Source organism: Kosakonia sp. H02 (assembly GCA_030704225.1).
Classification (GTDB): Bacteria; Pseudomonadota; Gammaproteobacteria; order Enterobacterales; family Enterobacteriaceae; genus Kosakonia.
This window is the reverse complement of the sequence record CP131915.1, coordinates 1,516,779-1,543,441: the sequence shown is the minus strand read 5'-3', so window position 1 is coordinate 1,543,441 and position 26,663 is coordinate 1,516,779. Positions and strand designations below refer to the sequence as shown.

Annotated in this window: 23 protein-coding genes; 7 read left to right on the top strand and 16 right to left on the bottom strand. The window is 56.9% G+C overall.

Annotated elements, in window-relative coordinates:
- Positions 1-127: 127 nt before the first annotated feature.
- The 8 genes from sucD to sdhC form a co-directional block, all read right to left on the bottom strand.
- Positions 128-997, bottom strand: a complete 870-nt coding sequence (gene sucD, locus Q5705_07340; protein WLI78344.1) for a succinate--CoA ligase subunit alpha — start codon at positions 995-997, stop codon at positions 128-130.
- Positions 997-2,163 carry an ADP-forming succinate--CoA ligase subunit beta gene (gene sucC / locus Q5705_07335; GenBank protein WLI78343.1) on the bottom strand — a complete coding sequence of 389 codons (1,167 nt, stop codon included), beginning with the start codon at positions 2,161-2,163 and terminating at the stop codon, positions 997-999. Before sucC ends, sucD begins: the two co-directional genes overlap by 1 nt.
- 120 nt (positions 2,164-2,283) lie before the next feature.
- Positions 2,284-3,510, bottom strand: coding sequence for a 2-oxoglutarate dehydrogenase complex dihydrolipoyllysine-residue succinyltransferase (gene odhB / locus Q5705_07330; protein WLI78342.1), 1,227 nt, complete (start codon positions 3,508-3,510; stop codon positions 2,284-2,286).
- A gap of 14 nt (positions 3,511-3,524) precedes the next feature.
- The gene (gene sucA, locus Q5705_07325; GenBank protein ID WLI78341.1) at positions 3,525-6,332 is read right to left on the bottom strand and encodes a 2-oxoglutarate dehydrogenase E1 component; all 2,808 of its coding nucleotides are present in this window, start codon (positions 6,330-6,332) and stop codon (positions 3,525-3,527) included.
- Positions 6,333-6,653: 321 nt separating this feature from the next.
- Entirely contained in the window at positions 6,654-7,370 is a 717-nt protein-coding gene (locus tag Q5705_07320) for a succinate dehydrogenase iron-sulfur subunit (GenBank protein ID WLI78990.1), read from the bottom strand.
- Positions 7,371-7,385: 15 nt separating this feature from the next.
- Entirely contained in the window at positions 7,386-9,152 is a 1,767-nt protein-coding gene (sdhA, locus tag Q5705_07315) for a succinate dehydrogenase flavoprotein subunit (protein WLI78340.1), read from the bottom strand.
- A complete protein-coding gene (sdhD, locus tag Q5705_07310; GenBank protein ID WLI78339.1) occupies positions 9,152-9,499 on the bottom strand; it encodes a succinate dehydrogenase membrane anchor subunit in 348 nt (115 codons plus the stop codon). The genes sdhA and sdhD overlap by 1 nt, the downstream gene beginning before the upstream one ends.
- Positions 9,493-9,897 carry a succinate dehydrogenase cytochrome b556 subunit gene (sdhC, locus tag Q5705_07305; protein WLI78338.1) on the bottom strand — a complete coding sequence of 135 codons (405 nt, stop codon included), beginning with the start codon at positions 9,895-9,897 and terminating at the stop codon, positions 9,493-9,495. The genes sdhD and sdhC overlap by 7 nt, the downstream gene beginning before the upstream one ends.
- A 635-nt stretch (positions 9,898-10,532) precedes the next feature.
- Here sdhC and Q5705_07300 point away from each other — a divergent pair.
- Entirely contained in the window at positions 10,533-11,819 is a 1,287-nt protein-coding gene (locus tag Q5705_07300) for a citrate synthase (GenBank protein ID WLI78337.1), read from the top strand.
- Positions 11,820-11,874: 55 nt separating this feature from the next.
- On the opposite strand, the gene nei is transcribed toward Q5705_07300, so the two are convergent.
- The 8 genes from nei to Q5705_07260 form a co-directional block, all read right to left on the bottom strand.
- Positions 11,875-12,666, bottom strand: a complete 792-nt coding sequence (gene nei, locus Q5705_07295) for an endonuclease VIII (GenBank protein ID WLI78336.1) — start codon at positions 12,664-12,666, stop codon at positions 11,875-11,877.
- A 15-nt stretch (positions 12,667-12,681) separates the two neighbouring features.
- On the bottom strand, positions 12,682-13,422 hold the full coding sequence (gene pxpA, locus Q5705_07290; GenBank protein WLI78335.1) for a 5-oxoprolinase subunit PxpA: 741 nt from the start codon (positions 13,420-13,422) through the stop codon (positions 12,682-12,684).
- Positions 13,412-14,344 (bottom strand): biotin-dependent carboxyltransferase family protein, encoded by a 933-nt coding sequence (locus Q5705_07285; GenBank protein WLI78334.1) that lies wholly within the window; start codon positions 14,342-14,344, stop codon positions 13,412-13,414. The genes pxpA and Q5705_07285 overlap by 11 nt, the downstream gene beginning before the upstream one ends.
- On the bottom strand, positions 14,338-14,994 hold the full coding sequence (gene pxpB, locus Q5705_07280) for a 5-oxoprolinase subunit PxpB (protein WLI78333.1): 657 nt from the start codon (positions 14,992-14,994) through the stop codon (positions 14,338-14,340). Before pxpB ends, Q5705_07285 begins: the two co-directional genes overlap by 7 nt.
- 11 nt (positions 14,995-15,005) lie before the next feature.
- The gene (locus Q5705_07275) at positions 15,006-15,749 is read right to left on the bottom strand and encodes a type 2 GTP cyclohydrolase I (protein WLI78332.1); all 744 of its coding nucleotides are present in this window, start codon (positions 15,747-15,749) and stop codon (positions 15,006-15,008) included.
- Positions 15,750-15,759: 10 nt separating this feature from the next.
- Positions 15,760-17,172, bottom strand: coding sequence for a deoxyribodipyrimidine photo-lyase (gene phrB / locus Q5705_07270; protein ID WLI78331.1), 1,413 nt, complete (start codon positions 17,170-17,172; stop codon positions 15,760-15,762).
- 7 nt (positions 17,173-17,179) lie between these two features.
- Positions 17,180-18,136, bottom strand: a complete 957-nt coding sequence (locus Q5705_07265) for a DUF523 and DUF1722 domain-containing protein (protein ID WLI78330.1) — start codon at positions 18,134-18,136, stop codon at positions 17,180-17,182.
- 105 nt (positions 18,137-18,241) lie between these two features.
- Positions 18,242-18,448: a YbfA family protein gene (locus tag Q5705_07260; protein WLI78329.1), complete on the bottom strand. Its 207-nt coding sequence runs from the start codon at positions 18,446-18,448 to the stop codon at positions 18,242-18,244.
- Between the two features lie 402 nt (positions 18,449-18,850).
- Here Q5705_07260 and kdpF point away from each other — a divergent pair, with 402 nt between their 5' ends.
- Genes kdpF through kdpE form a run of 6 tightly spaced genes read left to right on the top strand, consistent with a single transcriptional unit; the run spans position 18,851 to position 26,637 of the window.
- Positions 18,851-18,940 (top strand): K(+)-transporting ATPase subunit F, encoded by a 90-nt coding sequence (gene kdpF, locus Q5705_07255; protein ID WLI78328.1) that lies wholly within the window; start codon positions 18,851-18,853, stop codon positions 18,938-18,940.
- Positions 18,940-20,616, top strand: coding sequence for a potassium-transporting ATPase subunit KdpA (gene kdpA / locus Q5705_07250; GenBank protein ID WLI78327.1), 1,677 nt, complete (start codon positions 18,940-18,942; stop codon positions 20,614-20,616). The genes kdpF and kdpA overlap by 1 nt, the downstream gene beginning before the upstream one ends.
- Before the next feature lie 20 nt (positions 20,617-20,636).
- On the top strand, positions 20,637-22,685 hold the full coding sequence (kdpB, locus tag Q5705_07245; protein WLI78326.1) for a potassium-transporting ATPase subunit KdpB: 2,049 nt from the start codon (positions 20,637-20,639) through the stop codon (positions 22,683-22,685).
- A gap of 11 nt (positions 22,686-22,696) precedes the next feature.
- The gene (gene kdpC, locus Q5705_07240) at positions 22,697-23,272 is read left to right on the top strand and encodes a potassium-transporting ATPase subunit KdpC (protein WLI78325.1); all 576 of its coding nucleotides are present in this window, start codon (positions 22,697-22,699) and stop codon (positions 23,270-23,272) included.
- A gap of 3 nt (positions 23,273-23,275) precedes the next feature.
- A complete protein-coding gene (gene kdpD, locus Q5705_07235) occupies positions 23,276-25,963 on the top strand; it encodes a two-component system sensor histidine kinase KdpD (GenBank protein ID WLI78324.1) in 2,688 nt (895 codons plus the stop codon).
- Positions 25,960-26,637: a two-component system response regulator KdpE gene (kdpE, locus tag Q5705_07230; protein WLI78323.1), complete on the top strand. Its 678-nt coding sequence runs from the start codon at positions 25,960-25,962 to the stop codon at positions 26,635-26,637. The genes kdpD and kdpE overlap by 4 nt, the downstream gene beginning before the upstream one ends.
- Positions 26,638-26,663 lie beyond the last annotated feature (26 nt).

Below are 26,663 nucleotides of genomic sequence, written 5' to 3'. Positions count from 1 at the left end.
TTTTTTCGACGTGCGTGAGGCGTGATATGGACGTTCGGTGCTGGCGGGGAAATAAAAAAAGGCCGCTACGGGGGCGGCCAACCATGTCGAATAGGTCTGCTCCCCTACATGGAGGAGCAGTAGTCTTTTATTTGATAACTGCTTTCAATGCTTCGCCGATATCGGCCAGGCTGCGAACGGTTTTCACGCCTGCGGCTTCCAGTGCAGCGAACTTCTCATCCGCCGTTCCTTTACCACCAGCAATAATGGCGCCTGCGTGGCCCATACGTTTGCCTTTCGGCGCGGTCACCCCAGCGATGTAACCCACCACCGGTTTAGTGACGTGCTCTTTGATGTACGCTGCGGCTTCTTCTTCTGCGCTTCCGCCGATTTCACCGATCATCACAATCGCTTCGGTCTGCGGATCTTCCTGGAACAGTTTCAGGATGTCGATAAAGTTAGAGCCCGGAATCGGGTCACCGCCGATGCCCACACAGGTAGACTGGCCGAAACCGTAATCGGTGGTCTGCTTAACCGCTTCATAGGTCAGCGTACCGGAGCGGGAAACGATGCCCACTTTACCCGGCTGGTGAATGTGGCCCGGCATAATGCCAATTTTGCACTCGCCCGGGGTGATAACGCCTGGGCAGTTCGGGCCAATCATACGCACGCCCGCTTCGTCCAGCTTCACTTTCACCGTCAGCATATCCAGCGTCGGGATACCTTCAGTGATGGTGATAATCAGCTTAATGCCCGCGTCGATGGCTTCCAGAATAGAGTCTTTGCAGAAGGGAGCCGGAACATAAATCACGCTGGCGGTTGCGCCCGTGGCTTCCACGGCTTCGCGCACGGTGTTAAACACCGGCAAGCCCAGGTGCGTGGTGCCGCCTTTGCCTGGCGTCACGCCGCCCACCATTTGCGTACCGTAAGCAATCGCCTGCTCGGAGTGGAACGTGCCCTGGCTACCGGTGAAGCCCTGGCAGATAACTTTGGTGTTCTTATCAATCAAAACAGACATTATTTCCCCTCCACTGCGGCAACAACCTGCTGTGCTGCATCCGTCAGACTTTTCGCTGCGATAATATTCAGGCCGCTGTCAGCCAGACGCTTCGCGCCCAGTTCAGCGTTGTTCCCTTCCAGACGAACCACCACCGGCACGTTAACACCCACTTCTTCTACCGCGCCGATAATACCGTCCGCGATCAGGTCGCAACGCACGATGCCGCCGAAGATGTTAACCAGAACGGCTTTCACGTTCTCGTCGGACAGGATGATTTTAAATGCTTCGGTTACGCGCTCTTTGGTCGCGCCGCCGCCCACGTCGAGGAAGTTAGCCGGCTCGCCGCCGTGCAGTTTCACGATATCCATGGTGCCCATCGCCAGGCCCGCGCCGTTAACCATGCAGCCGATGTTGCCGTCCAGCGCAACGTAATTCAGTTCCCACTGTGCAGCCTGCGCTTCACGTGGGTCCTCCTGAGACTGGTCGCGCATTTCACGCAGATCCGGCTGGCGGAACAGCGCATTGCCGTCCGCGCCCAGTTTGCCGTCGAGGCAAATCAGGTCGCCCTGTTTGGTGATCACCAGCGGGTTGATTTCGATCAGCGCCAGGTCGCGTTCAAGGAAAATGGTCGCCAGACCCATGAAGATTTTGGTGAACTGCTGAACCTGTTTGCCTTCCAGACCCAGTTTGAACGCCAGGTCGCGCCCCTGATACGGCATCGGGCCGGTCAGCGGGTCAATGGTGGTTTTGTGGATCAGGTGCGGCGTCTCTTCCGCCACTTTTTCGATTTCCACACCGCCTTCGGTCGAAGCCATGAACACCACGCGACGGGAGCTACGGTCAACTACCGCGCCCAGGTACAGCTCTTTGTCGATATCGGTTGCCGCTTCAACCAGAATCTGGTTAACCGGCTGGCCGTTCGCGTCTGTTTGATAGGTTACCAGGCGTTTACCCAACCAGTGTTCTGCAAAGGCACGGATCTCTTCTTTGCTATTAACCACTTTTACGCCGCCCGCTTTACCACGGCCACCAGCGTGGACCTGGCATTTCACCACCCACGGACCGGCACCAATTTTTGATGCCGCTTCTTCGGCTTCACGCGGGGTAGTACAGGCGTAACCAACCGGAGTCGGCAGACCTGACCGGGCAAAAAGCTGTTTCGCCTGATACTCGTGTAAGTTCATGTGTTCTATCCATCCTTCAGGTAATCATTATCAGGGTGTCTGTCGCATTTTTTCGCCGGATAGCGCTGCGCTTATCCGGCCTGCAAACTATATGGCCCGGCGCTAACCGGGCCTGGCCGACTACACGTCCAACAGCAGACGCGTCGGATCTTCCAGCAGCTCTTTAATGGCGACCAGGTAGCCCACGGATTCACGGCCGTCGATCAGACGGTGATCGTAAGAGAGCGCCAGGTACATCATCGGCAGGATCTCAACTTTGCCATCCACCGCCATCGGGCGATCTTTAATGGCGTGCATACCGAGGATCGCGCTCTGCGGTGGGTTGATGATAGGCGTGGACATCAGCGAGCCAAATACGCCGCCGTTGGTAATGGTGAAGTTACCGCCGGTCAGATCGTCAACGGTCAGCTTGCCGTCGCGGCCTTTCAGTGCCAGCTCTTTGATTTTCTTCTCGATATCCGCCATGCCGAGGGTATCAACATCGCGCAGCACCGGCGTTACCAGGCCACGCGGCGTAGAAACCGCCATGCTGACATCGAAATAGTTGTGGTAAACCACATCATCGCCATCAATAGAGGCGTTCACTTCCGGGTAGCGTTTCAGGGCTTCTACTACCGCTTTCACGTAGAAGGACATAAAGCCCAGGCGGATGCCGTGACGTTTTTCAAACGCGTCGCCGTACTGCTTACGCAGATCCATGATCGGCTTCATGTTGACTTCGTTAAACGTGGTCAGCATGGCGGTAGAGTTTTTCGCTTCCAGCAGACGCTCTGCCACGCGTTTGCGCAGGCGGGTCATCGGTACGCGTTTTTCAGTACGGCCCGCCAGTTGCGGTGCCGGGCTGCTTGCCGGTGCAGGCGCTGCTGCCGGTTTCTCTTCTTTCGCCGGGGCTTTCGCCAGATGTTTTTCCACATCTTCACGTGTGATGCGACCGCCAACGCCGGTGCCTTTAATCGCACTGGCGTCGAGATTGTGCTCAGCCAGCAGGCGACGGATCGCCGGGCTCAGCGCGTCATTGTTTTGTTCTTCCAGTGACGCTTGCTGACGCTGCGCGGGCGTAGACTCTTTCGCTTCAGATTTCGCGTTGCTCTCTTTACCTGCGCTGTTGCCCTCTTTCAGGCGACCCAGGATCTGGCGGGAGGTAACAGTTGTACCTTCGTCTTCCAGAACAGCGTCCAGAATGCCGTCCGCTGATGCCGGTACTTCCAGTACCACTTTGTCAGTTTCGATTTCGACCAGCACTTCATCGCGCTTGACGCTATCGCCTGGTTTTTTATGCCAGGTTGCAACGGTCGCGTCAGCAACGGACTCAGGCAGATCGGGAACAAGAATATCTACGCTACTCATTATTTATCCTTTAATTAATCGACGTTCAGCGCGTCATTTACCAGATCTTGTTGCTGTTTCTGGTGAACGGAGAGATATCCTACCGCCGGCGAGGCGGAGGCCGGGCGACCTGCATAACGCAGACCAGCCCCAAACGGAATCACATCACGGAAATGATGCTGGCTACAGTACCATGCGCCCTGGTTAAGCGGCTCTTCCTGGCACCAGACAAAATCATGCACGTGAGCATACGGTTTCAGCGCGTCCTGCACCGCCTGGTGCGGGAACGGGTAAAGCTGCTCAATACGCACGATGGCGACATTTTTCTGGTCATTCTTACGACGCTGTTCCAGCAAATCGTAATAAACCTTACCAGAGCAAAGAATGACGCGCTTAACGCCTTGCGGATCAAGGTCATCTACTTCGCCAATCGCTGGCATAAAGGTGCCGTTTGCCAGCTCATCAAGCGTCGACACCGCCTGCGGATGACGCAGCAGTGATTTCGGCGACATCACAATCAGCGGGCGGCGCATACCGCGCAGCGCCTGGCGACGCAGCATGTGGTAAACCTGCGCCGGGGTAGACGGCACGCAAACCTGCATGTTCTGTTCTGCACAAAGTTGCAGGTAACGCTCCAGACGCGCGGAGGAGTGCTCCGGCCCCTGCCCTTCGTAACCGTGCGGCAGCAGCATCACCAGACCACACATCCGGCCCCATTTCTGCTCGCCGGAACTGATGAACTGGTCGATAACCACCTGCGCGCCGTTGGCGAAATCGCCGAACTGCGCTTCCCAGATGGTCAGCGTGCGCGGTTCTGCGGTGGCATAACCGTATTCAAACGCCAGTACCGCTTCTTCAGAGAGCACGGAGTCCCATACGCGGAATTGACCCTGACCATTGTGAACATGGCACAGCGGCGTGTAAGTCGAGCCGTTGGCCTGGTTGTGGATGACGGCGTGACGATGGAAGAAGGTGCCGCGCCCGGTGTCTTCACCTGACAGACGTACCGGAATGCCCTCATCAACCAGCGTCGCGTAAGCCAGCGTTTCTGCGCCGCCCCAGTCAAACAGCTTATCGCCGTTCGCCATCAGTTGACGGTCGCCGTAGATTTTCGCTACGCGGGATTGCATTTCGATAGCGTCCGGCACCGTACTGATGCGTTTCGCCAGCTCTTGCAGGCGCTTCATCTCCACCTTGTTCGGGTAGCTCTCATCCCACTCGTGGTTGAGGTACGGCGACCAGGTAAAGGAGTGCATATTCATCGGACGCCATTCGGCAACCACGCATTCACCCGCATCGAGCGCATCGCGGTAAAGGTTAACCATTTCGGTGGCGTCTTCGAGGGTGATGGTTTTGTCCTGCTCCAGACGGTCGGCGTAGATTTTACGCGGCGTCGGGTGCTTTTTGATTTTCTGGTACATCAGCGGCTGGGTTGCGCTCGGCTCATCGGCTTCGTTATGGCCGTGACGGCGGTAGCACACCAGATCGATAAAGACATCGCGTTTGAAGGTGTTACGGAAATCAAGCGCCAGGCGGGTCACAAAGGCGACCGCTTCTGGATCGTCTGCGTTAACGTGGAAAATCGGCGCCTGCACCATTTTGCCGATGTCAGTACAGTACGGCGTTGAGCGGGCATCCAGCGGGTTCGAGGTAGTGAAACCGACCTGGTTGTTGATGACGATACGCACCGTGCCACCCACTTCGTAGCCGCGTGCTTTGGACATGTTCAGGGTTTCCTGCACCACGCCCTGGCCAGCAACGGCCGCGTCACCGTGAATGGTAATCGGCAGCACTTTGTTGCTACTGGGTTCGTCCAGGCGGTCAAGACGCGCGCGGACAGAACCAATCACCACCGGGCTGACGATTTCGAGGTGCGACGGGTTAAACGCCAGCGCCAGGTGCACCAGGCCGCCTTCCGTTTCTACGTCGGACGAGAAGCCCATATGGTATTTCACGTCGCCGGTGCCGAGGTGTTCTTTGTGTTTACCGGCAAATTCGTCGAACAGATCCTGCGGCTTTTTACCCAGCACGTTGATAAGCACGTTCAGACGACCACGGTGCGCCATGCCCAGCACCACTTCGCGGGTGCCGCTCTTGCCTGCATGACGGATCATCTCTTTCAGCATCGGAACCAGCGCGTCGCCGCCTTCCAGCGAGAAGCGTTTCGCACCGGGGAATTTCGCGCCCAGGTAACGTTCCAGCCCTTCGGCTGCGGTCAGCTCGCTCAGGAAGCGTTTTTTCTCTTCTGCCGAGAAGCTCGATTTACCGACCGCCGATTCAATGCGCTGCTGGATCCAGCGTTTCTCTTCGGTGCTGGTAATGTGCATGTACTCTGCACCGATCGACCCGCAATATGTCTCTTTCAGGGCGTGGATCAGTTCACCCAGCGGCATGGTGTCTTTGCCGATAGCAAAAGAACCGACATTGAAGCTGTTCTGGAAATCCGCTTCGGTCAGGTCATGAAACGCGGGATCGAGATCGGCAACCCTTTCCTGCTGCCACAATCCCAGCGGATCGAGATTCGCATGCTGGTGACCACGGAAGCGGTAGGCGTTGATCAATTGCAGGACTTTGACCTGTTTGACATTGTTGTCAGGGTCGGACATCGAGGAGGAGTAACGTGAAGCATCCTTCGCCAGCTGGCGGAAATAATCACGCGTTTTAGAGTGGAACTGATCCGGTTTGACTCCGGTGCCCGGTAACTGCTGGAACATAGATCGCCAGTTAGCATCTACCGAGTCAGGATCGGTTAAGAAGTCTTCATAGAGCTGTTCTATCCAGCTCTGGTTAGACCCAGAGAGGTAAGAAGAGTCCAGCCAGGCTTTCATTGCGCCGTTCTGCATCGTGATCCCTTAAGCATTGTTATGCTTACTTCGCCGTGGATAACTACGACGTACACCGAAAAGCGCACGTCCCAGGGTTCACTGCGAGCTCTTTGGCCCGCGAAGGAACCTTTAAAAACTGCCCTAATCTTCACTGTTTGGGCTGCGACTGTGTTGGCTGCCTTCGCGCACCTCAGTCACATAGTTGACTATGCTCCTGGGGATGCGCTCAGTTGCCGCCTTGTCTCGCTCCAAACATTTCGATTATGTCTTCGGAGGCGGTTTTTAAAGATTTCCTGCATTTATTGCCCGGTGGCGTTGTGCTTACCGGGCATTGATTACTTATGCGCTGCGCTGCAACAACATCGACTTGATATGACCGATGGCGCGCGTTGGGTTCAGCCCTTTCGGACATACACTGACGCAGTTCATGATGCTATGGCAGCGGAATACGCTGAAAGCATCGCTTAAACCTTCCAGACGGTTATCGGTTTCCGTATCGCGGCTGTCGATCAGGAAACGGTACGCCGCCAGCAAACCGGCCGGGCCGATAAACTTATCCGGGTTCCACCAGAACGACGGACAGGACGTTGAGCAGCACGCGCAGAGAATACATTCATACAAACCGTCGAGCTTTTCGCGCTGTTCCGGTGCCTGTAAATGCTCTCTTGCTGGCGGATTTTGCCCATTATTCAATAAGTAAGGCTTAATTTTCTCATATTGAGCATAGAACTGACTCATGTCCACCACCAAATCGCGGATCACCGGCAGCCCAGGCAGAGGACGGATCACAATCTTCTGCTTGCCGTTGCCGAGCGCGGAAATGGGGGTGATACACGCAAGACCATTCTTACCGTTCATGTTCAGGCCGTCAGAACCGCACACCCCTTCACGGCAGGAGCGGCGAAACGACAGTGTAGAATCCGTTTCTTTCAGCTGGATTAACGCATCCAGCAGCATCATGTCGCGCCCTTCTTCCGCTTCCAGCGTGTAATCCTGCATCCGCGGAGCGTCGTCAACATCCGGGTTATAGCGATAAATCGAGAATTCGAGTTTCATCATCCTGTCTCCGCATTAATAAGTACGAATCTTCGGCGGGAACGCCGGACGCAGTTTCGGCTCCATGTTGACGCTACGACGCGTCATGGACTCCGTTTCTGGCAGGTACAGGGAGTGACACAACCAGTTCTCATCGTCACGATCCGGATAGTCGAAGCGGCTATGCGCGCCACGGCTCTCGGTACGGAAGTTGGCTGAAACCGCCGTTGCATACGCGGTTTCCATCAGGTTATCCAGCTCCAGGCACTCAACACGCTGGGTGTTAAATTCGCTGGAGGAATCATCCAGACGGGCATTTTTCAGACGCTCGCGGATAACTTTCAACTGCTCAAGACCTTTCGCCATCGCGTCGCCTTCACGGAATACCGAGAAGTTGTGCTGCATACACTCTTGCAGCGCTTTACGGATGGTGACCGGATCTTCGCCGTCGCGGTTGTTGTTCCAGCGGTTGAGGCGCTCAAGAGATGCTTCAACATCGGACTCGCTCGCATCACGCAGCGCGCCCTGTTCAGCGATGGACTCCTGCAAATGCAGACCCGCCGCGCGGCCAAACACCACCAGGTCGAGCAGCGAGTTGCCACCCAGACGGTTTGCACCGTGCACGGATACGCAGGCAATTTCGCCCACGGCGAAAAGCCCAGGGATCACCACATCTTCGCCCTGCGCGTTGACCGTCAGCGCCTGACCCGTCACTTTGGTCGGAATACCGCCCATCATATAGTGGCAAGTCGGGATCACCGGGATCGGCTCTTTTACCGGATCGACGTGCGCGAAGGTGCGCGACAGTTCGAGGATCCCCGGCAGGCGCGATTCCAGCACCTCTTTACCCAGGTGATCGAGCTTCAGCTTGGCATGCGGGCCCCACGGGCCATCACAGCCACGGCCTTCGCGGATTTCAATCATGATCGAGCGCGCAACCACGTCGCGCCCCGCCAGATCTTTCGCGTTTGGCGCATAACGCTCCATAAAGCGCTCGCCGTGTTTATTCAGCAGGTAACCGCCTTCACCACGGCAACCTTCAGTGACCAGTACGCCCGCACCGGCAATACCGGTTGGGTGGAACTGCCACATTTCCATATCCTGCACCGGGACACCGGCACGCAGTGCCATACCAACGCCGTCACCGGTATTGATATGCGCGTTAGTGGTGGACTGGTAAATACGTCCGGCACCACCCGTCGCCAGCACAGTGGCACGCGCTTTGAAGTAAACCACTTCGCCGGTTTCAATACACAGCGCGGTACAACCAACCACGGCGCCATCCTGGTTTTTCACCAGATCCAGCGCGTACCACTCGGAAAAGATCGTCGTGTGATTTTTCAGGTTTTGCTGATAAAGGGTGTGCAGCAGTGCGTGGCCGGTACGGTCCGCCGCCGCTGCGGTACGCGCCGCCTGCTCGCCGCCGAAGTTTTTCGACTGGCCACCAAACGGGCGTTGATAAATACGTCCATCATCAAGACGGGAGAACGGCAGACCCATATGTTCCAGCTCGAGAATCGCTTCCGGGCCGGTTTTACACATATATTCAATGGCGTCCTGGTCACCGATGTAATCGGAACCTTTTACCGTGTCATACATGTGCCATTCCCAGTTGTCTTCATGGGTATTGCCCAGCGCAACGGTAATACCGCCCTGCGCCGACACAGTATGGGAACGGGTTGGGAACACTTTAGAGAGCAGCGCACAGGTTTGCCCGCTCTGGGAAATTTGCAACGCCGCGCGCATACCTGCGCCGCCTGCGCCAATAACAACAGCATCAAATTCTCTGACTGGCAGTTTCATTACACACCCCATACCACAACGAATCCATAAATCACGTAAGCCGCAAGCGCAATAACGATAGCCAGTTGCAGAAACAGGCGCAGGGCCACTTGCTTAACGTAGTCGGTCAATACCTGCCACATACCGATCCAGGCGTGGATCAGGATGGAAAAAAGGGCCAGCAGGGTAAAGACTTTCGTGAAGGCAGAGGAGAAGAAGCCAGTCCAGACAGTCCAGGTCAGATCGCCGGTAACGGCAAAAAAGCCAACCATATAGATGATGTATAACGTCAGGACAATAGCGGTAGCACGGACCAGAACAAAATCATGTACGCCGTTGCGTCCTAATGCGGAGGCGTTGCTTACCATACGAGGACTCCTGCGAGAATTGAAAGCACGACAGTGATCACAAAAGAAAGATTAGCGGAACGTTTTCCTGCTTCGAATGTTTCTTCCAGCCAGCCAAAATCCATAAACATGTGGCGAATGCCGCCAACAGCGTGATACGCCAGCGCCGTCAGGATGCCCCACAGGATGAATTTAACGAAAAAGCCGCTCATGATGGCAGAGGCGGTCAGGAAGCCTTCTTCAGAAGACAGCGACAGACCCAGTAACCACAACAGAATGCCGACCGCCACAAAAGTAATGACGCCGGAAACGCGGTGGAGAATGGACGCTATAGCCGTAACAGGAAACCGGATTGTTGTCAGATCCAGGTTGACAGGTCTTTGTTTTTTAACATTTTTAATCATGAATAACGCCCACATGCTATTCTTATAGTTTCCTTCCTCCGGTCTGCGTGCGGGTCAGACAGCGTCCTTTTCTATAACTGCTCGTCATGCAAAAAATTAGCTTCCATATGCTAAACGACAGGTTACAACGCTGGGTGGCTCGGGATTGCAGGATATTCCGGAGACCTGGCGGCAGTATAGGTCGTTCACAAAATCATTACAATTAACCTACATATAGTTTGTCGGGTTTTATGCAGAACAGTGATGCTCATCACGATAACAACATTATTTTAAATTTTAATCATCTGATTTGACAAAAGTTAAACATTCTTGTTACAAACTACAGCATAAAGAACTTATAATGCGTAAAAGTTATGGGGTCTTGCTTTCACCTGAGAATAAGTTATGTAACAGTGTGATGGTATTGACCGATGTAATCAGGACAGTTATTAGTGATATACAGGTTTGATAAATTCGGACTGCTAAGACGCTGATTTGCTGATTTTTCACTGTATTTTCAATGTATATCTGCACGCGCCTATCGCTCTGTACCCTGGTACCTCCTCTCAACAGAGCAGCGAGCTAAATAACAAACTGTTAACATTGACAAACAGATGAAGCAAACCCGGTGGCTGGCGGTCTTAAGCAATAAGGCGCTAAGGAGACCGTAAATGGCTGATAAAAAAGCAAACCTCACCTACAATGGTGACGCTGCTATTGAACTGGATGTGCTAAAAGGCACGCTCGGTCAGGATGTTATTGATATCCGTAGTCTCGGTTCAAAAGGGGTATTTACTTTTGACCCAGGTTTTACCTCTACCGCATCATGCGAATCGAAAATCACCTTTATCGACGGCGACGAAGGCATTCTGCTGCACCGCGGTTTCCCTATTGATCAGTTGGCGACCGAATCCAACTATCTGGAAGTCTGCTATATCCTGCTGTACGGCGAGAAGCCGACCCAGGAACAGTTTGATGAGTTCAAACTGACCGTCACGCGCCACACCATGATCCACGAGCAGATCACCCGTCTGTTCCACGGTTTTCGTCGTGACTCGCACCCGATGGCGGTGCTGTGCGGCGTGACCGGTGCGCTGGCGGCGTTCTATCACGACTCGCTGGATGTGAACAATCCGCGTCACCGTGAAATCGCGGCGTTCCGCCTGCTGTCCAAAATGCCGACCGTGGCGGCAATGTGTTACAAATACTCCATCGGTCAGCCCTTTATCTACCCGCGCAACGATCTCTCCTACTCCGGTAACTTCCTGCATATGATGTTCGCCACGCCGTGCGAATCTTATGAAGTGAACCCGGTGCTGGAACGCGCCATGGACCGTATTCTGATCCTGCATGCGGATCACGAACAGAATGCCTCCACGTCTACCGTGCGTACCGCAGGCTCTTCCGGTGCGAACCCGTTCGCCTGTATCGCCGCAGGTATTGCTTCTCTGTGGGGACCGGCGCATGGCGGTGCCAACGAAGCGGCACTGAAGATGCTGGAAGAGATCAGTTCCGTGAAACACATCCCGGAATTCCTGCGTCGCGCCAAAGATAAGAACGATTCGTTCCGTCTGATGGGCTTTGGTCACCGTGTCTACAAGAACTATGACCCGCGCGCGACCGTAATGCGTGAGACCTGCCACGAAGTGCTGCGTGAGCTGGGCACCAAAGACGATCTGCTGGAAGTGGCGATGGAGCTGGAGCACATTGCGCTCAACGATCCGTACTTTATCGAACGCAAACTCTACCCGAACGTCGACTTCTACTCCGGTATTATCCTGAAAGCGATGGGTATTCCGTCGTCCATGTTTACAGTCATCTTCGCGATGGCGCGTACCGTGGGCTGGATTGCACACTGGAATGAAATGCACGACGACGGCATCAAGATTGCCCGTCCGCGTCAGCTCTACACCGGCTACGAAAAACGCGAATTCTCGTCCGATCTGAAAAAAGAGTAATATCTGAACGCCCGGTAGCGCTTCGCTTACCGGGCCTACAAAACCATCCGGTGCGTTATTTTTGACACGCCGGACACCAATAAAACGGCCTTGACGACAGGGTCGTTTTTTCAATTACCCCGCCGCAGCGCTCGCACTTCTCCCCCGCCCGATGAAACACCTTAAAACGAAACAACGCCCCGTGGTGCTTGTTCTCATCCACCACACCGCGGGTTTGGTAAGACAAACGCGGAATATCCAGCAGCGCGTGCGCCAGCACATCGAGTTGAGCGTCAGTGAGTTGCGCAGCATTACGCTGAGCAGCCAGTTCGCTGTGCCAGAGAATTTCCACCCGCAGATAGTTGCCCAGCCCGGCGAGAAAGGCCTGATCGAGCAATAAACCGGAAAACTGGCGGCGGCGAAAGCGTGGTGATAACAGGCGTGCTTTCACCTGTTCGACGGTTAGCGTCATGTCCAGCACGTCCGGTCCCACGCGCTGTAAAAAAGGATGCTGCGCCAGTTGATCTGGCGTCAGAATGGCGATATCCGACGCGCTGTAAAGCAAAATAGCGGTATCGGCCGCTTGCAGGCGTACGCGCAGCACGCGGTTGGTTTGCGGTGTTTCGCCCGCATTGACCACGCGCCAGACGCCATAAAGCTGGTTATGACTGTAGAGCGTCAGCCCGCCGGAAAAGTGTGTCAGCAACGCTTTTCCGCGCGTTTCAATACTTTCGATGTGCTGTCCCACCAACCCGGCGGCGAAATGGGTTAAATGTGGCAGCGCAAACCAGACATCGGTCAATGGCTTACCCTGAATGGCGGTTTCAAGGGTATCCGCCGCGCGGCGGATCTCCGGGCCTTCCGGCATGTAAAACTCCTTGTGTCAGCGTGAAGAAAGGGTCACGCCCTGCGCAATAAACGCCGAGCGCAAACGGCGGGCAAACATCAATGCATGTTCCCCGTCGCCGTGCACACAAACGGTCTGCGCCATTACGCTGGCATAACGGCCATCGACGCTTTTCACCCGTCCGTGTTGCACCATCTCCAGCGTTTGCGCCAGCGCCATGTTTTCATCATCAATTAACGCGCCAGGTTCACTGCGCGGCACCAGGCGGCCAGTGGGCAGATAACCGCGATCGGCAAACACCTCCTGACGTGTTTTCAGACCGAAACGTTCCCCGGCGCGAATCAGCTCGCTGCCCGCCAGTCCAACAAGAATGAGCGTGGGATCAAAATCGTGTACCGCGCGGGCAATGGCATCGGCGAGTGGCGCATCTTCCGCCGCCTGGTTGTAGAGCATACCGTGCGGTTTGACATGGGCCAATCTGCCGCCTTCTGTTCGCACCATCGCCGCCAGCGCGCCGATTTGATACAGCACCTCGGCGTAAACCACCTCAGGCGGAGTGGACATTTTCGTGCGGCCAAAATTTTCCCGATCGAGAAAAGAGGGGTGTGCGCCAATAGCCACATCATGCGCCAGCGCGTGCTTCACACAGCGCAACATCGTGGCGGCGTCACCGGCGTGAAAACCGCAGGCGATATTCACGGACGTCACCACCGCCATCAGCTCGCGGTCGTTACGATCAAAGCCTTCGCCAATATCGGCGTTTAAATCAATCTTCATTACGCAACCGCCACGCCAGTTTTTCGAGGAAAAGCTGCTGGTCGTGCCGGGCTTTGAGCGCCTCATCCAGCGAGCACTGCACAAAATGAATAGGCTGACCCAGGCGGATTTGCGCCAGATGGTAGAGATCGGCCTCGATAATACAGGCGATACGCGGATAGCCGCCCGTCGTCTGGCAATCATTCATCAACACAATCGGCTGACCGTTGGAGGGCACCTGAATTACGCCGGGCAACAACCCGTGAGAGAGCAACTCGCGCGACGTTTTGCGCACCAGCGGCTGGCCTTGCAGGCGATAACCCATACGGTTACTTTGCGGGTTGATGTGCCACGGCAAGCGCCAGAATGCCGCCTGCGACGCGTTATCAAATTCGTGATATTCCGGCCCCGGCAGCGCGCGAATGCGGTTATTCCACAGCAATTGTTTAACGCCCTGTCGCGAGCGAAACGCACATGCGGGCGTGCCCAACGGCAGCGAATCGCCATCGCGCAACAGCCGCCCTTCCAGCCCGCCGATGGCGGTTTTCAGATCGGTACTGCCCGAGCCCATCACTTCCGGCAAATCAAACCCGCCCGCCACCGCCAGATAGCTGCGCACGCCGTGCAGCGGCCTTTTCAGCACCAGCCGCTGCCCCGCTTTTGCGGCGAAACGCCAGCCGGTCCACACCGCTTCGCCGTCTAATTTTGCTTCACAGCCTGCGCCGGTGAGCGCAAACCAGCAGTCCCGGGCAAACTCCACCTCACACTGGCCGAGGGTGATTTCCAGCGCCGCCGCATCCGGCGCATTACCCACCAGCGCATTGGCAACTTGCAACGCCGGGCCATCCAGCGCGCCGCAGTAGCTAACGCCGAACTGGCGCAGCCCCACGCGCTTGCCGCCCTGCAAGCTGGTGTAAATGCCCGCGCGGATAATCTTCAACATACGCCCTCCTTACGCGGGATAAAGCGCAGCGTATCGCCGGGGCGCAGCAGCGCCGGTTCCGGTAAACGAGGGTTGAATAAGGTCAGATCGGTACGGCCAATCAGGTTCCAGCCGCCTGGCGTTTGCAGCGGATAAATGCCCGTTTGCGCCCCGCCGATCCCCACCGAACCGGCAGGCACGCTCACGCGTGGTTCGGCGCGTCGCGGTGTCGCCAGCGCGTCCGGCATGCCGCCCAGATAAGGGAAACCGGGCTGAAAGCCGATAAACCACACCACATAATCGATAGAGGCATGCAGCTCAACCACCTGCTTTTCCGTCATCCCGCAATGATCAGCCACCAGCCCCAGATCCGGCCCGGCGTCGCCGCCATACCGCACCGGGATGTCGATAGCGCGGGAGTCCGGCTCCAGCGCTTCGCTCTCTTCCCACCAGCGCTGTAACCGCTCAATAGCATCCAGCGCCAGCGCATGGGGATTGCGCAGCACAACGGTGATGTTATTCATGCCCGGTATCGCTTCCACTACGTCGGGGACATCGGCCAGCCGCTGCGTCAGCCGCCAGATCCGCTTTTGCGTCGCCAGTTGCACTGGCGGCTCCAGCTCCAGCACGACGGCGGTTTCACCTAATAAATAACAACGCGCTCGCTGCACTTACCTGCTCCTTACGCCGGATTGGGAATATCAATAAAAGTCACCTCGAGATCGGTGTTCTCGTTAAGCCAGTCGCTCAACGCACGAATACCGCCGCGCTCGGTGGCATGGTGGCCCGCAGAGTAAAAATGCAGCCCCTGCTCACGCGCCGAGTGAATGGTCTGCTCGGAGACTTCACCAGTGATAAAGGCATCCACACCAAAGCTGGCGGCTTTATCGATAAAGCCCTGGCCGCCGCCAGTGCACCATGCCACACGTTTGATCTGCGCGGGCCCGGTGTCGCCGCACCACAGCGGTTTGCGACCAAGACGCGCTTCAATCCACGACGCCAGTTCCAGACCAGGCACCGGCATGGTGAGCTCGCCCCACGGCAATAATTCTTCAATTTCGCCCATCACCGTGATGCCGAGCAGCGCGGCAAGCTGCACGTTATTGCCCAGCTCCGGGTGAGCATCGAGCGGCAAGTGCCAGCCGTAGAGGTTGATATCGTTCGCCAGCAGGGTTTTCAGCCGGTTACGTTTCATACCGCGAATAATCGGCGCTTCGTTTTTCCAGAAATAACCGTGATGGACAATCACCGCATCGGCTTCCAGCCGCACCGCTTCGTCGAGCAGCGCCTGGCTTGCGGTCACGCCGGTAACTATTTTCTGTACCGTTTCGCGCCCCTCAACTTGCAGACCATTCGGGCCATAATCGCTGAATGCCGCACTGTTAAGTTTTTCGTTAATCAGTTTTTCCAGTTCGGTATTTTTCATCATCACACCTTTACCCTTTTCGCGCGGCTTCATAGGCCGCAAGCGTGGCGGTTCGCGCCTGTTTATGGTCAACAATCGGGCGCGGATAATCGAGCGTAACGCCCGCTTTATCCGCCCAGATCCACGGTTGATGAAGTGATTTTTGCGGCACCGCTTTCAGCTCCGGCAGCCAGCGGCGGATAAATTCCCCGTCAGCATCGAAGCGCTCCCCCTGCGTCGTGGGGTTGAAAATACGAAAGTAAGGCGCGGCATCGGTGCCCGTTGAGGCCGCCCACTGCCAGCCGCCGTTATTCGCCGCAAAATCGCCATCAATCAATTGTGAAATAAAATAACGCTCTCCACGCCGCCAGTCGATAAGCAAGTCTTTGACCAGGAAGCTGGCGGTAATCATTCGCAGGCGATTATGCATCCAGCCGGTCTCATTCATCTGGCGCATGGCTGCATCGACAATCGGGTAACCGGTGGAGCCGTTTTGCCAGGCCGCAAGATGCTGCGGGTTATCCTGCCACTGCACGTTTTCGGTCCAGCGAATAAATGGCCGGTGTTTGCACAGCGCCGGGTGATAGGTCATCAGATGGCGATAAAACTCGCGCCAGATAAGCTCATTCAGCCAAACCGCTCCTGGCCCGCCGTCCAGCGCTTGCGGCAGTTCCGCCACCAGACGATGCAGACACTGGCGTGGCGACAGCGCGCCGATGGCAAGGCAGGCCGAAAGCCGGCTGGTGCCGTCGATAGCCGGGAAATCGCGCTGCTGCTCATAGTGCGCCGCCTGCTGCTGGCAAAACTGGCGCAGCCGCGCAAGGGCGCTTTTTTCATCAGCCGGAAACTGCGCGTCGTCAAAGGCCAGTTGCGGATAGTTGAGCGTGATCGGCTCCGGCGTTAATGGGCCGCTGTCCCGCGCCTGCGGTGCGCCAACGCACTCCGGCAGTTCCTCTTTCAGGCGGCGCAGAAAAGCATTTTTGAACGGCGTAAATACTTTGAACATCTCGCGATTGCCGGTCATGACGCTGCCGGGAGCCAGCATTACGCTGTCGTCAAACCCCTGGCAGGCGACGTTGGACAGCGCTCTTTCCACCGCCGCATCGCGCTGGCGTTCATTGAGTTCATATTGATAGTTGTAAAACAGATGGCTGACGCTTTCACGCTCACACACCGCCGCCACTTCCTGCACGCTGGCGGCGAAATCCGGCACTTCGCGGTAAATCAGCGAAATGCCTTTTTCCGCCAGCGCCTGTTGCAGCGCGTTGAGATGAGCGTTGATCAGCGCCGCCTGGCGTGGCGCGACCTGATGTTGCTGCCACTGTTTGGGGGTCGCAATGTAGAGCGCTTTAACGTGGGCGTTTTTATTGCGACAGGCCGCCGCCAGCGCAAGATTATCGTGCATGCGCAAATCCGCGCGAAACCAGACCAGATGGGTGGTCATAGTGCTCCTAATGTCCGTAACGTAAGCGCAGCGCTGCTGGCCAGGGGTCAAAATAGCGTTGCCCGGCGAGATAGGCGTCGGGAAATTCCGCCATATAGTGTTTAAGCAAGGTGACCGGCGCAAGGAGCGGCTGAATGCCCTGGCGGTAACTGTCAATCAGCGAGGAGAGCTCCGCGCGCTGGCGGGCGTTAAGCTGTTTGCGGAAATAGCCCTGCACGTGCATTAACACATTAGTATGGTTGCGCCGGGTCGCCTGGTGCGACATGAGATCCATCAAGCGCTGGCGGTATTCCGTAAACCACGCATCAAGAGAGTCCCACTCGTGAATGGCCGCGACAAAGCGCCCCAGTTCGCGGTATTTCGGCTGCGAATGGGCCAGCAATAGCAGCTTGTAACGGCTGTGATAAGCAATCAGTTCGCCGCGTGTCAAACCGCGTTCGCGCACGCTGTTAAGTTCATGCAGGGCGTAAATGCGTTCAACGAAGTTCTCACGAATATGCGGATCGTGCAGGCGACCATCCTCTTCCACCGGTAACCACGGTAGCGCCTGCATCAGAATGTCGGTGTAAATCCCGCGCCCGGCTTTGCGGTTGTTTTTGCCTTGCGCATCATACACCCGCACGCGCTCCATACCGCAGGAGGGCGATTTGGCGCAGACAATATAGCCACAAAGATGGTCGAAATGGCTGACGCGCTCGCGGGAAAAGTGCGCCATTTGCGCCGTTAAATCCCCTTCCCGCTTATCGCTAAAGCGCAGAGAAATGTCGCCACTTTCCTCTTTGACCAGCCGCAGTGCGGGGCGTGGCACGGGCAAACCAACCGCCATTTCCGGGCATACCGGTTCGAAACGCACCCAGGGAGATAACTCTTCAACGGCGAAGGCAAGCTGCTTATGGCCGCCATCAAAACGGACTTGTTCCCCTAACAGACAGGCACTGATGCCAACAGGGATTTTTTCACTCATAGCGACTCCTTGATTAGACGTTGTAAGTGTAGTCAAAGGCCGCAGGTAAAAAAAAGCCACCGCATAAGCGGTGGCGGTATCGGTTTGCTGTGTGTAGCCGATTGATTAATAAAAGTCGCAGGTTACTTTTTCTGCTTGATCCATCCACACCGGTTTGTCGCTGGTTTTTGCCCAGACGCGGTGCAGGTAGCTGTAAAACCGTGCGCGATCTTTCCAGAACAACATCACCGGGAAGGCCAGTACACCCGCCACAACGGCGAAAGCACGACGCATCAACACAATGTGTGCCGGAAACGTTTTATATGTGTTCATAATTCTCTCCCCTTTGGCAGGCCGGTAATCATCACCGGAAAAAAGGTTCGCACTGTAAGCGGATAACGAAAAAACAGTGCGACGCTGAAATCTGGTCAAAATAGTATCGCTTTGTTTGTAATTTTACTACTCATCCGACCACTATTTTTTGTCAATTTAAGGTTTATTTACATTCAAACCGTAAATAAGTTACAAAACAGTTAAATTAATACTAACCATTAGTTAAGGTACGGTTTTATCACATTTGATGGTTTCGCCGGATGGCGGTTACGGGTTACACCACCTTCAATCACCCCGCCATTTTTATACTTTTTTTACACGCCTCCCGCGGATTTTTGCGAAATCTTTGCGCCGAAAATCCTACTTTCACTGCACATCCTTAAATCACCCCGGAGGTGAACTGTGAGTGCAGGCGTGGTAATCGGCATCGTGCTGGTTTTCCTGTTATTGGGCTACCTGATTTATGCCCTGTTTAACGCGGAGGCTTTCTGATGGCCGCTCAGTCGTTTCTTCTGCTGGCCAGCTTTTTGCTGGTGCTCTTTCTTCTGGCACGCCCGCTCGGCACCCTGCTGGCAAAAATGATTGCCGGACAGCCCTTGCCGGTCGTCGGTGCACCAGAAAATATCCTCTGGCGCGGGCTCGGTATTGATACCCGCGAGATGAACTGGCGGCGCTATCTGCTCGCCATCCTGTGGCTGAATATTCTCGGACTGGTGTTGCTGTTCGCCCTGTTGATGCTGCAAGGCGTGCTGCCGTTCAACCCGCAAAACCTGCCGGGTCTTTCCTGGCATCTGGCGCTGAACACTGCCGTGAGCTTTGTCACCAACACCAACTGGCAGTCGTATGCCGGGGAAACCACCCTGAGCTACTTCAGCCAGATGGTCGGATTAACCGTACAGAACTTCTTCTCTGCCGCGACCGGCATTGCGGTGGCGTTCGCCATCATCCGCGCCTTTGCCCGCCGTAGCATGGAGACGCTGGGCAATGCGTGGGTGGATCTCACCCGCATTACGTTATGGGTGCTGCTGCCGCTGGCGCTGGTTATCGCGCTGGTCTTTATTCAGCAAGGCGTGCTGCAAAACGTTTTACCCTACCAGCCTTACACCTCGCTGGAAGGCGTGCAGCACCTGATGCCGATGGGGCCGGTCGCCTCGCAGGAAGCAATTAAGATGCTGGGCACCAACGGCGGCGGCTTCTTTAACGCCAACTCGGCTCATCCGTTTGAAAACCCGACCGCGTTGACAAACGTTGTGCAAATGCTGGCGATTTTTCTCATTCCCGCGGCGCTCTGTTTCGCTTTTGGCGATGCGGTTGGCGATCGGCGCCAGGGGCAGATGCTGCTGTGGGCAATGTCGCTTATTTTCGTGGTCTGCGCCGGGGTTGTGATGTGGGCCGAGCTGCAAGGGAACCCGCATTTCCTGACGCTCGGCGGCGACAGCGCCAGCAATATGGAAGGCAAAGAGAGCCGCTTCGGCATTCTGGTGAGCAGCCTGTATGCCGTCATTACCACCGCCGCGTCCTGCGGTGCAGTCAACGCCATGCACGACTCCTTTACCGCACTCGGCGGCATGATCCCGATGTGGCTGATGCAGATTGGTGAAGTGGTGTTTGGCGGCGTCGGATCGGGTCTGTACGGCATGCTGCTGTTTGTGCTGTTGGCGGTGTTTATCGCCGGGCTGATGATTGGCCGTACGCCAGAGTTCCTCGGCAAAAAAATCGACGTGCGCGAAATGAAGATGACCGCGCTGGCGATCCTCGTCACCCCAGCGCTGGTACTGCTCGGCACTGCGCTGGCAATGATGACCGACGCCGGGCGCAGCGGCATGTTCAACCCCGACATTCACGGCTTTAGCGAAGTGCTGTACGCCGTCTCCTCCGCCGCCAACAACAACGGCAGCGCCTTCGCAGGCTTAAGCGCCAACTCGCCTTTCTGGAACTGCCTGCTGGCCTTTTGCATGTTCGTCGGCCGCTTCGGCGTGATTGTGCCGGTACTGGCGATTGCCGGTTCGCTGGTCAGCAAGAAAATTCAACCCACCAGTTCCGGCACCTTACCGACCCACGGCGCGCTGTTTATCGGCCTGCTGATTGGCACCGTGTTGCTGGTTGGCGCATTGACCTTTATTCCTGCCCTGGCCCTCGGCCCGGTGGCGGAATACCTCCTGTTTTAAGTCTGGCGGAGACGCATGATATGAGTCGCAAACAACTGGCCCTGTTCGATGCCAACCTGGTGCGTCAGGCGCTGATCGATGCCCTGACCAAATTAAGCCCACAAGTGCAGTGGCGTAACCCGGTGATGTTTATTGTCTGGATAGGCAGTCTGCTCACCACCCTGCTTGCTGTCGCCATGGCTACCGGTCATCTTGCGGGCAGCGCGTGGTTTACCGGGGCAGTCAGCCTGTGGCTGTGGGTCACCGTGCTGTTTGCCAACTTCGCCGAAGCGCTGGCGGAAGGACGCAGCAAAGCACAGGCCAACAGCCTGAAAGGGGTGAAGAAAACCGCCTTTGCCCGCAAACTGCGCGCGCCGCAGCACGATGCGCAAATCGACCATATTCCAGCGGAAGATCTGCGCAAAGGCGATGTGGTTCTGGTCGAAGCGGGTGACATTATTCCCTGCGACGGGGAAGTGATTGAAGGCGGCGCGTCGGTGGATGAAAGCGCGATCACCGGCGAATCGGCCCCGGTTATTCGTGAATCCGGCGGCGATTTCGCCTCTGTCACCGGCGGCACGCGCATTCTTTCTGACTGGCTGGTTATCCAGTGCAGTGTTAACCCCGGCGAAACCTTCCTCGACCGCATGATTGCCATGGTCGAAGGCGCTCAGCGGCGCAAAACGCCAAACGAAATTGCGCTGACCATTTTGCTGGTGGCGCTGACCATTATCTTTTTGCTGGCGACCGCCACGCTGTGGCCCTTCTCGGTTTACGGCGGCACGCCGGTCAGCGTAACGGTGTTGGTCGCGCTGCTGGTTTGCCTGATCCCCACCACCATCGGCGGGCTGCTGTCGGCAATTGGTGTGGCCGGGATGAGCCGTATGCTCGGCGCGAATGTGATTGCCACCAGCGGCCGCGCGGTGGAAGCGGCGGGCGATGTCGATGTGCTGCTGCTGGATAAAACCGGCACCATCACGCTGGGTAACCGCCAGGCGTCCGAGTTTCTGCCGGCACACGACGTTGATGAAAAAACGCTGGCCGATGCGGCGCAGCTCTCGTCGCTCGCCGATGAAACGCCGGAAGGCCGCAGTATCGTAGTCCTCGCCAAGCAGCGCTTTAACCTGCGCGAGCGGGATGTGCAAAGCCTGCACGCCACTTTTGTGCCCTTTACCGCGCAAACCCGCATGAGCGGGATAAACGTGCAGGACCGGATGATCCGCAAAGGCTCTGTTGACGCCATTCGCCGCCATATCGAGGCCAATGGCGGCCAGTTTCCGGCGGATGTCGATGCGTTAGTTGAACGAGTCGCACGCCAGGGCGCAACGCCGCTGGTGGTGGCGGAAGGGGCAAAAGTGCTCGGGGTCATCGCCCTGAAAGACATTGTTAAAGGCGGCATCAAAGAGCGCTTTGCGCAGTTGCGCAAAATGGGCATCAAAACGGTGATGATCACCGGCGATAACCGTTTAACGGCGGCGGCGATTGCCGCTGAAGCGGGCGTCGATGATTTTCTGGCGGAATCTACGCCGGAAGCGAAGCTGGCGCTGATTCGCCAGTATCAGGCACAAGGCCGCCTGGTGGCGATGACCGGCGACGGCACCAACGATGCCCCGGCGCTGGCGCAGGCGGATGTGGCGGTGGCGATGAACTCCGGGACGCAGGCGGCAAAAGAGGCGGGCAACATGGTGGATCTCGATTCCAACCCCACCAAGTTGATTGAAGTGGTGCATATCGGCAAACAGATGCTGATGACGCGCGGGTCGCTGACGACGTTCAGTATTGCCAATGATATGGCGAAGTATTTCGCCATTATTCCGGCGGCGTTTGCCGCAACCTACCCGCAGCTCAACACACTGAACGTGATGCATCTGCACTCCCCGGCGTCGGCGATTTTAAGCGCGGTGATTTTTAACGCGCTGGTGATTGTGTTCCTCATTCCGCTGGCGCTAAAGGGGGTGAGTTACAAGCCACTTAGCGCAAAAGCGATGTTGCGCCGCAACCTGTGGATTTACGGGCTGGGCGGTCTGCTGGTGCCGTTTATCGGTATTAAGGCAATCGACCTGCTGCTGACGCTGTTCGGCCTGGTTTAAGGAGAATAAAAATGGCTTTATTACGCCCCGCCTTTCTGCTTTTAATTCTGTTAACGCTGATAACCGGTGGGCTGTACCCGTTGCTGACTACAGCACTTGGGGAGTGGTGGTTTCACGACCAGGCAAACGGCTCGCTGATCCGCGAAGGCGATACCGTGCGCGGCTCGCGCTTGTTGGGCCAGGATTTTACTGCGCCGGGTTATTTTCATGGCCGCCCTTCCGCCACTGCCGACGCGCCGTATAATCCGATGGCGTCCGGCGGCAGTAACCTGGCGGGCAGCAACCCGGCGCTGGATAAACAGGTGGCAGAGCGCGTGGCGCAGTTACGACGCGAAAACCCGCAGGCCGCAGCGCCCATTCCGGTTGAGCTGTTAACGACGTCAGCCAGCGGGCTTGACGCGCAGATCTCACCGGCTGCCGCCGCATGGCAAATCCCGCGTGTGGCGCAGGCGCGTAATCTGCCGGTGCAGGAGGTCACAACGCTGGTCGCGGAACACACGTCTACGCCACTGGTGAATTTCATCGGTCAACCGGTCGTTAACGTGGTTGAACTTAATCTGGCGCTGGATGCGCTCAAGGATAAATAACGCATGACTGATGAGCCTTTGCGCCCGGATCCTGACCGCCTGCTGGAACATGCCGCCACGGCGCACCGGGGAAAGCTGAAAATCTTTTTCGGCGCCTGTGCCGGGGTGGGCAAAACTTACGCCATGTTGCAGGAAGCGCAGCGGCTGCGAGCGCAAGACTTAGATGTGCTGCCCGGCGTGGTGGAAACTCACGGGCGTAAAGAGACCGCCGCGCTGCTCGAAGGTTTGCCGCCGCAGCCTGTGCGGCGCATTCATCATCGTGGCCGTTTGGTACAGGAGTTTGATCTGGACGCTGCCCTTGCGCGGCGTCCGGCGCTGATTTTGATGGACGAACTGGCGCACAGTAACGCGCCCGGCTCGCGCCACCCGAAACGCTGGCAGGATGTGGAAGAGTTGCTGGACGCGGGAATCGATGTTTTCACCACCGTCAATGTTCAGCATCTGGAAAGCCTCAACGATGTGGTCAGCGGCGTCACCGGTATTCAGGTGCGTGAAACCGTGCCGGATCCGTTTTTCGACAGCGCCGACGAAATCGTGCTGGTGGATCTGCCGCCGGACGATCTGCGCCAGCGCCTGCACGAAGGCAAAGTCTATATCGGTGGCCAGGCCGAACGCGCCATCGAGCATTTTTTTCGTAAAGGCAACCTGATTGCCCTGCGTGAACTGGCACTGCGCCGTACCGCCGATCGCGTTGATGACCAGATGCGCGCGTGGCGTGACCGGCTCGGCGAAGAGAAAGTCTGGCACACGCGCGACGGGATTTTGCTCTGCGTCGGGCATGGCGCGGGCAATGAAAAGCTGGTCCGCACCGCCGCACGGCTGGCAGCCAAGCTTGGCAGCGCCTGGCATGCGGTGTATGTAGAAACTCCCACGCTGCATAAATTACCGGAGCCGCAGCGGCGGGCGATCCTCAGCGCCCTGCATCTTGCGCAGGAGCTGGGTGCAGAAACCGCGACCCTCTCAGATCCGAGGGAAGATAAAGCAATATTGCGTTACGCCCGTGAGCATAATCTCGGCAAAATCCTGCTTGGACGACGGGAAAAACGCCGCGGGTGGAACCGGGAGTCCTTTGCCGAAAAGCTGGCGCGCCGCGCGCCGGATCTCGATCTAATGATTATTGCGCTGCAAGAGATGCCGCAACCGTTACCTGCCCGTGCGGGTGATTCACGTCCGTTGATTGAGCGCTGGCGTGTGCAATTAAAAGGCTGTGCGGTCGCGCTGGCGCTTTGTGCTGCAATTACGCTGATTGCCCTTCAGTGGCTGACGGCGTTCGATGCCACCAACCTGGTGATGATTTACCTGCTCGGCGTGGTGCTGGTGGCGCTGTTTTATGGCCGCTGGCCGTCGGCGTTCGCCACGGTTATCAACGTGGTCAGTTTCGATCTCTTTTTTATCGCGCCGCGCGGCACGCTGGCGGTGTCTGATGTGCAGTATCTGCTGACGTTTGGCGTGATGCTGACCGTGGGGCTGGTGATCGGTAATTTAACCGCCGGGGTGCGTTACCAGGCGCGGGTAGCGCGTTACCGTGAGCAGCGTACCCGCCAACTGTATGAGATGTCAAAAGCCCTGGCGGTCGGGCGTAATAATCAGGATCTCGCCATCACCAGTGAAAGCTTTATCCACTCCACCTTTGACGCGCGCAGCAAAGTGCTGCTGCCGGATCATGCCGGAAAGCTGGTGGCGGTAACGCAGACGCACGGTATGACGCCGTGGGATGATGCCATCGCCCGCTGGAGTTTTGATAAAGGCCAGCCCGCCGGAGCCGGTACTGACACCCTGCCCGGCGTACCGTATTTAATTTTGCCGCTGAAAAGCGCTCAAAAAGTTTACGGCTTGTTGATTGTCGAACCGGCAAATGTGCGCCAGTTGATGATCCCGGAACAGCAGCGTCTGCTGGAAACCTTTACGCTGCTGGTGGCCAACGCGCTGGAGCGCCAGGCATTAGCCACCAGCGAAGAACAGGCGCGGCTTGCCAGCGAACGTGAAAGCATTCGCAACTCGTTATTAGCCGCCCTTTCTCACGATTTGCGCACTCCGCTGACGGTGCTGTTTGGTCAGGCGGAGATCCTCACGCTGGATCTTGCCAGTGAAGGTTCGAAGCACGCGATGCAGGCCAGCGAAATCCGCCAGCATGTGCTCAACACCACGCGGCTGGTGAATAATCTGCTGGATATGGCACGGATCCAGTCCGGCGGCTTTAATTTGAAAAGAGAGTGGCTGACGCTGGAAGAGGTGGTCGGCAGTGCGCTGCGCACTCTCGAACCGGGACTCGGCGGTCACCATATTGCCCTGTCGTTACCCGACCCGCTCATGCTGGTGCATGTTGATGGCCCGTTGTTTGAGCGGGTACTGATTAATCTGCTGGAAAACGCGGTGAAATATGCCGGACACCGGGCTGAGATCGGCATCAGCACGCACAGCACGCCGGAACAATGGACGCTGGAGGTGTGGGATAACGGACCGGGGATCCCGCCTGGCCAGGAGAAGGCGATTTTTGAAAAATTCGCCCGGGGGGCAAAAGAGTCGGCGATTCCCGGCGTTGGGCTGGGGCTGGCAATTTGCCAGGCGATTGTTGAGGTACACGGCGGGACGATTAGCGCCTGTAACCGCCCACAGGGGGGCGCGCTGTTCTGTGTTACACTCGCGCGGGAAACGCCGCCGCAACTGGATGAATTATCAGAGGATCTGTGATTAACGTTCTGATTGTCGAAGATGAACAGGCCATCCGCCGTTTTCTGCGCACCGCGCTGGAAGCCGAAGGGTTACGCGTGCATGAAGCCGACACGCTACAGCGGGGTTTACTCGAGGCGGCGACGCGCAAGCCCGATCTGGTGATCCTCGACCTCGGTTTACCGGACGGTGACGGTCTCGATTTTATCCGCGATGTGCGCCAGTGGAGCCAGATGCCGATTATTGTGCTTTCTGCGCGCATTGAAGAGAGCGATAAAATTGCCGCGCTGGATGCCGGTGCCGATGATTACCTCAGTAAACCGTTCGGGATTGGTGAGTTGCAGGCGCGTTTGCGGGTTGCGCTACGCCGCCACGCGGCAAGTACACCGGGCGAGCCGGTGGTGACGTTTTCCGATGTTCGCGTGGATCTCGCCAGCCGCCGTATTCAGCGCGGTGAGGAAGAGATTCACCTGACGCCAATTGAGTTTCGCCTGCTGGCGGTGCTGCTGAATAACCACGGTAAGGTCTTGACCCAGCGCCAGTTGCTCAGCCAAGTCTGGGGGCCGAACGCCGTCGAGCACAGCCACTATTTGCGGATTTATATGGGCCATTTGCGGCAGAAGCTGGAAGCGGACCCTGCCCGCCCACGCCATTTGTTAACGGAAACCGGGATTGGCTATCGGTTTATGTTATGAAGGGTTTTGTAAGCCGGATGGCGCTC

Excerpts from the sequence above, each read along its gene's own strand:
- sucD (WLI78344.1), bottom strand. The coding sequence starts at position 997 with ATGTCTGTTTTGATTGATAAGAACACCAAAGTTATCTGCCAGGGCTTC.
- sucC (WLI78343.1), bottom strand. The coding sequence starts at position 2,163 with ATGAACTTACACGAGTATCAGGCGAAACAGCTTTTTGCCCGGTCAGGT.
- odhB (WLI78342.1), bottom strand. The coding sequence starts at position 3,510 with ATGAGTAGCGTAGATATTCTTGTTCCCGATCTGCCTGAGTCCGTTGCT.
- sucA (WLI78341.1), bottom strand. The coding sequence starts at position 6,332 with ATGCAGAACGGCGCAATGAAAGCCTGGCTGGACTCTTCTTACCTCTCT.
- Q5705_07320 (WLI78990.1), bottom strand. The coding sequence starts at position 7,370 with ATGAAACTCGAATTCTCGATTTATCGCTATAACCCGGATGTTGACGAC.
- sdhA (WLI78340.1), bottom strand. The coding sequence starts at position 9,152 with ATGAAACTGCCAGTCAGAGAATTTGATGCTGTTGTTATTGGCGCAGGC.
- sdhD (WLI78339.1), bottom strand. The coding sequence starts at position 9,499 with ATGGTAAGCAACGCCTCCGCATTAGGACGCAACGGCGTACATGATTTT.
- sdhC (WLI78338.1), bottom strand. The coding sequence starts at position 9,897 with ATGTGGGCGTTATTCATGATTAAAAATGTTAAAAAACAAAGACCTGTC.
- Q5705_07300 (WLI78337.1), top strand. The coding sequence starts at position 10,533 with ATGGCTGATAAAAAAGCAAACCTCACCTACAATGGTGACGCTGCTATT.
- nei (WLI78336.1), bottom strand. The coding sequence starts at position 12,666 with ATGCCGGAAGGCCCGGAGATCCGCCGCGCGGCGGATACCCTTGAAACC.
- pxpA (WLI78335.1), bottom strand. The coding sequence starts at position 13,422 with ATGAAGATTGATTTAAACGCCGATATTGGCGAAGGCTTTGATCGTAAC.
- Q5705_07285 (WLI78334.1), bottom strand. The coding sequence starts at position 14,344 with ATGTTGAAGATTATCCGCGCGGGCATTTACACCAGCTTGCAGGGCGGC.
- Q5705_07275 (WLI78332.1), bottom strand. The coding sequence starts at position 15,749 with ATGAAAAATACCGAACTGGAAAAACTGATTAACGAAAAACTTAACAGT.
- phrB (WLI78331.1), bottom strand. The coding sequence starts at position 17,172 with ATGACCACCCATCTGGTCTGGTTTCGCGCGGATTTGCGCATGCACGAT.
- Q5705_07265 (WLI78330.1), bottom strand. The coding sequence starts at position 18,136 with ATGAGTGAAAAAATCCCTGTTGGCATCAGTGCCTGTCTGTTAGGGGAA.
- Q5705_07260 (WLI78329.1), bottom strand. The coding sequence starts at position 18,448 with ATGAACACATATAAAACGTTTCCGGCACACATTGTGTTGATGCGTCGT.
- kdpA (WLI78327.1), top strand. The coding sequence starts at position 18,940 with ATGGCCGCTCAGTCGTTTCTTCTGCTGGCCAGCTTTTTGCTGGTGCTC.
- kdpB (WLI78326.1), top strand. The coding sequence starts at position 20,637 with ATGAGTCGCAAACAACTGGCCCTGTTCGATGCCAACCTGGTGCGTCAG.
- kdpC (WLI78325.1), top strand. The coding sequence starts at position 22,697 with ATGGCTTTATTACGCCCCGCCTTTCTGCTTTTAATTCTGTTAACGCTG.
- kdpD (WLI78324.1), top strand. The coding sequence starts at position 23,276 with ATGACTGATGAGCCTTTGCGCCCGGATCCTGACCGCCTGCTGGAACAT.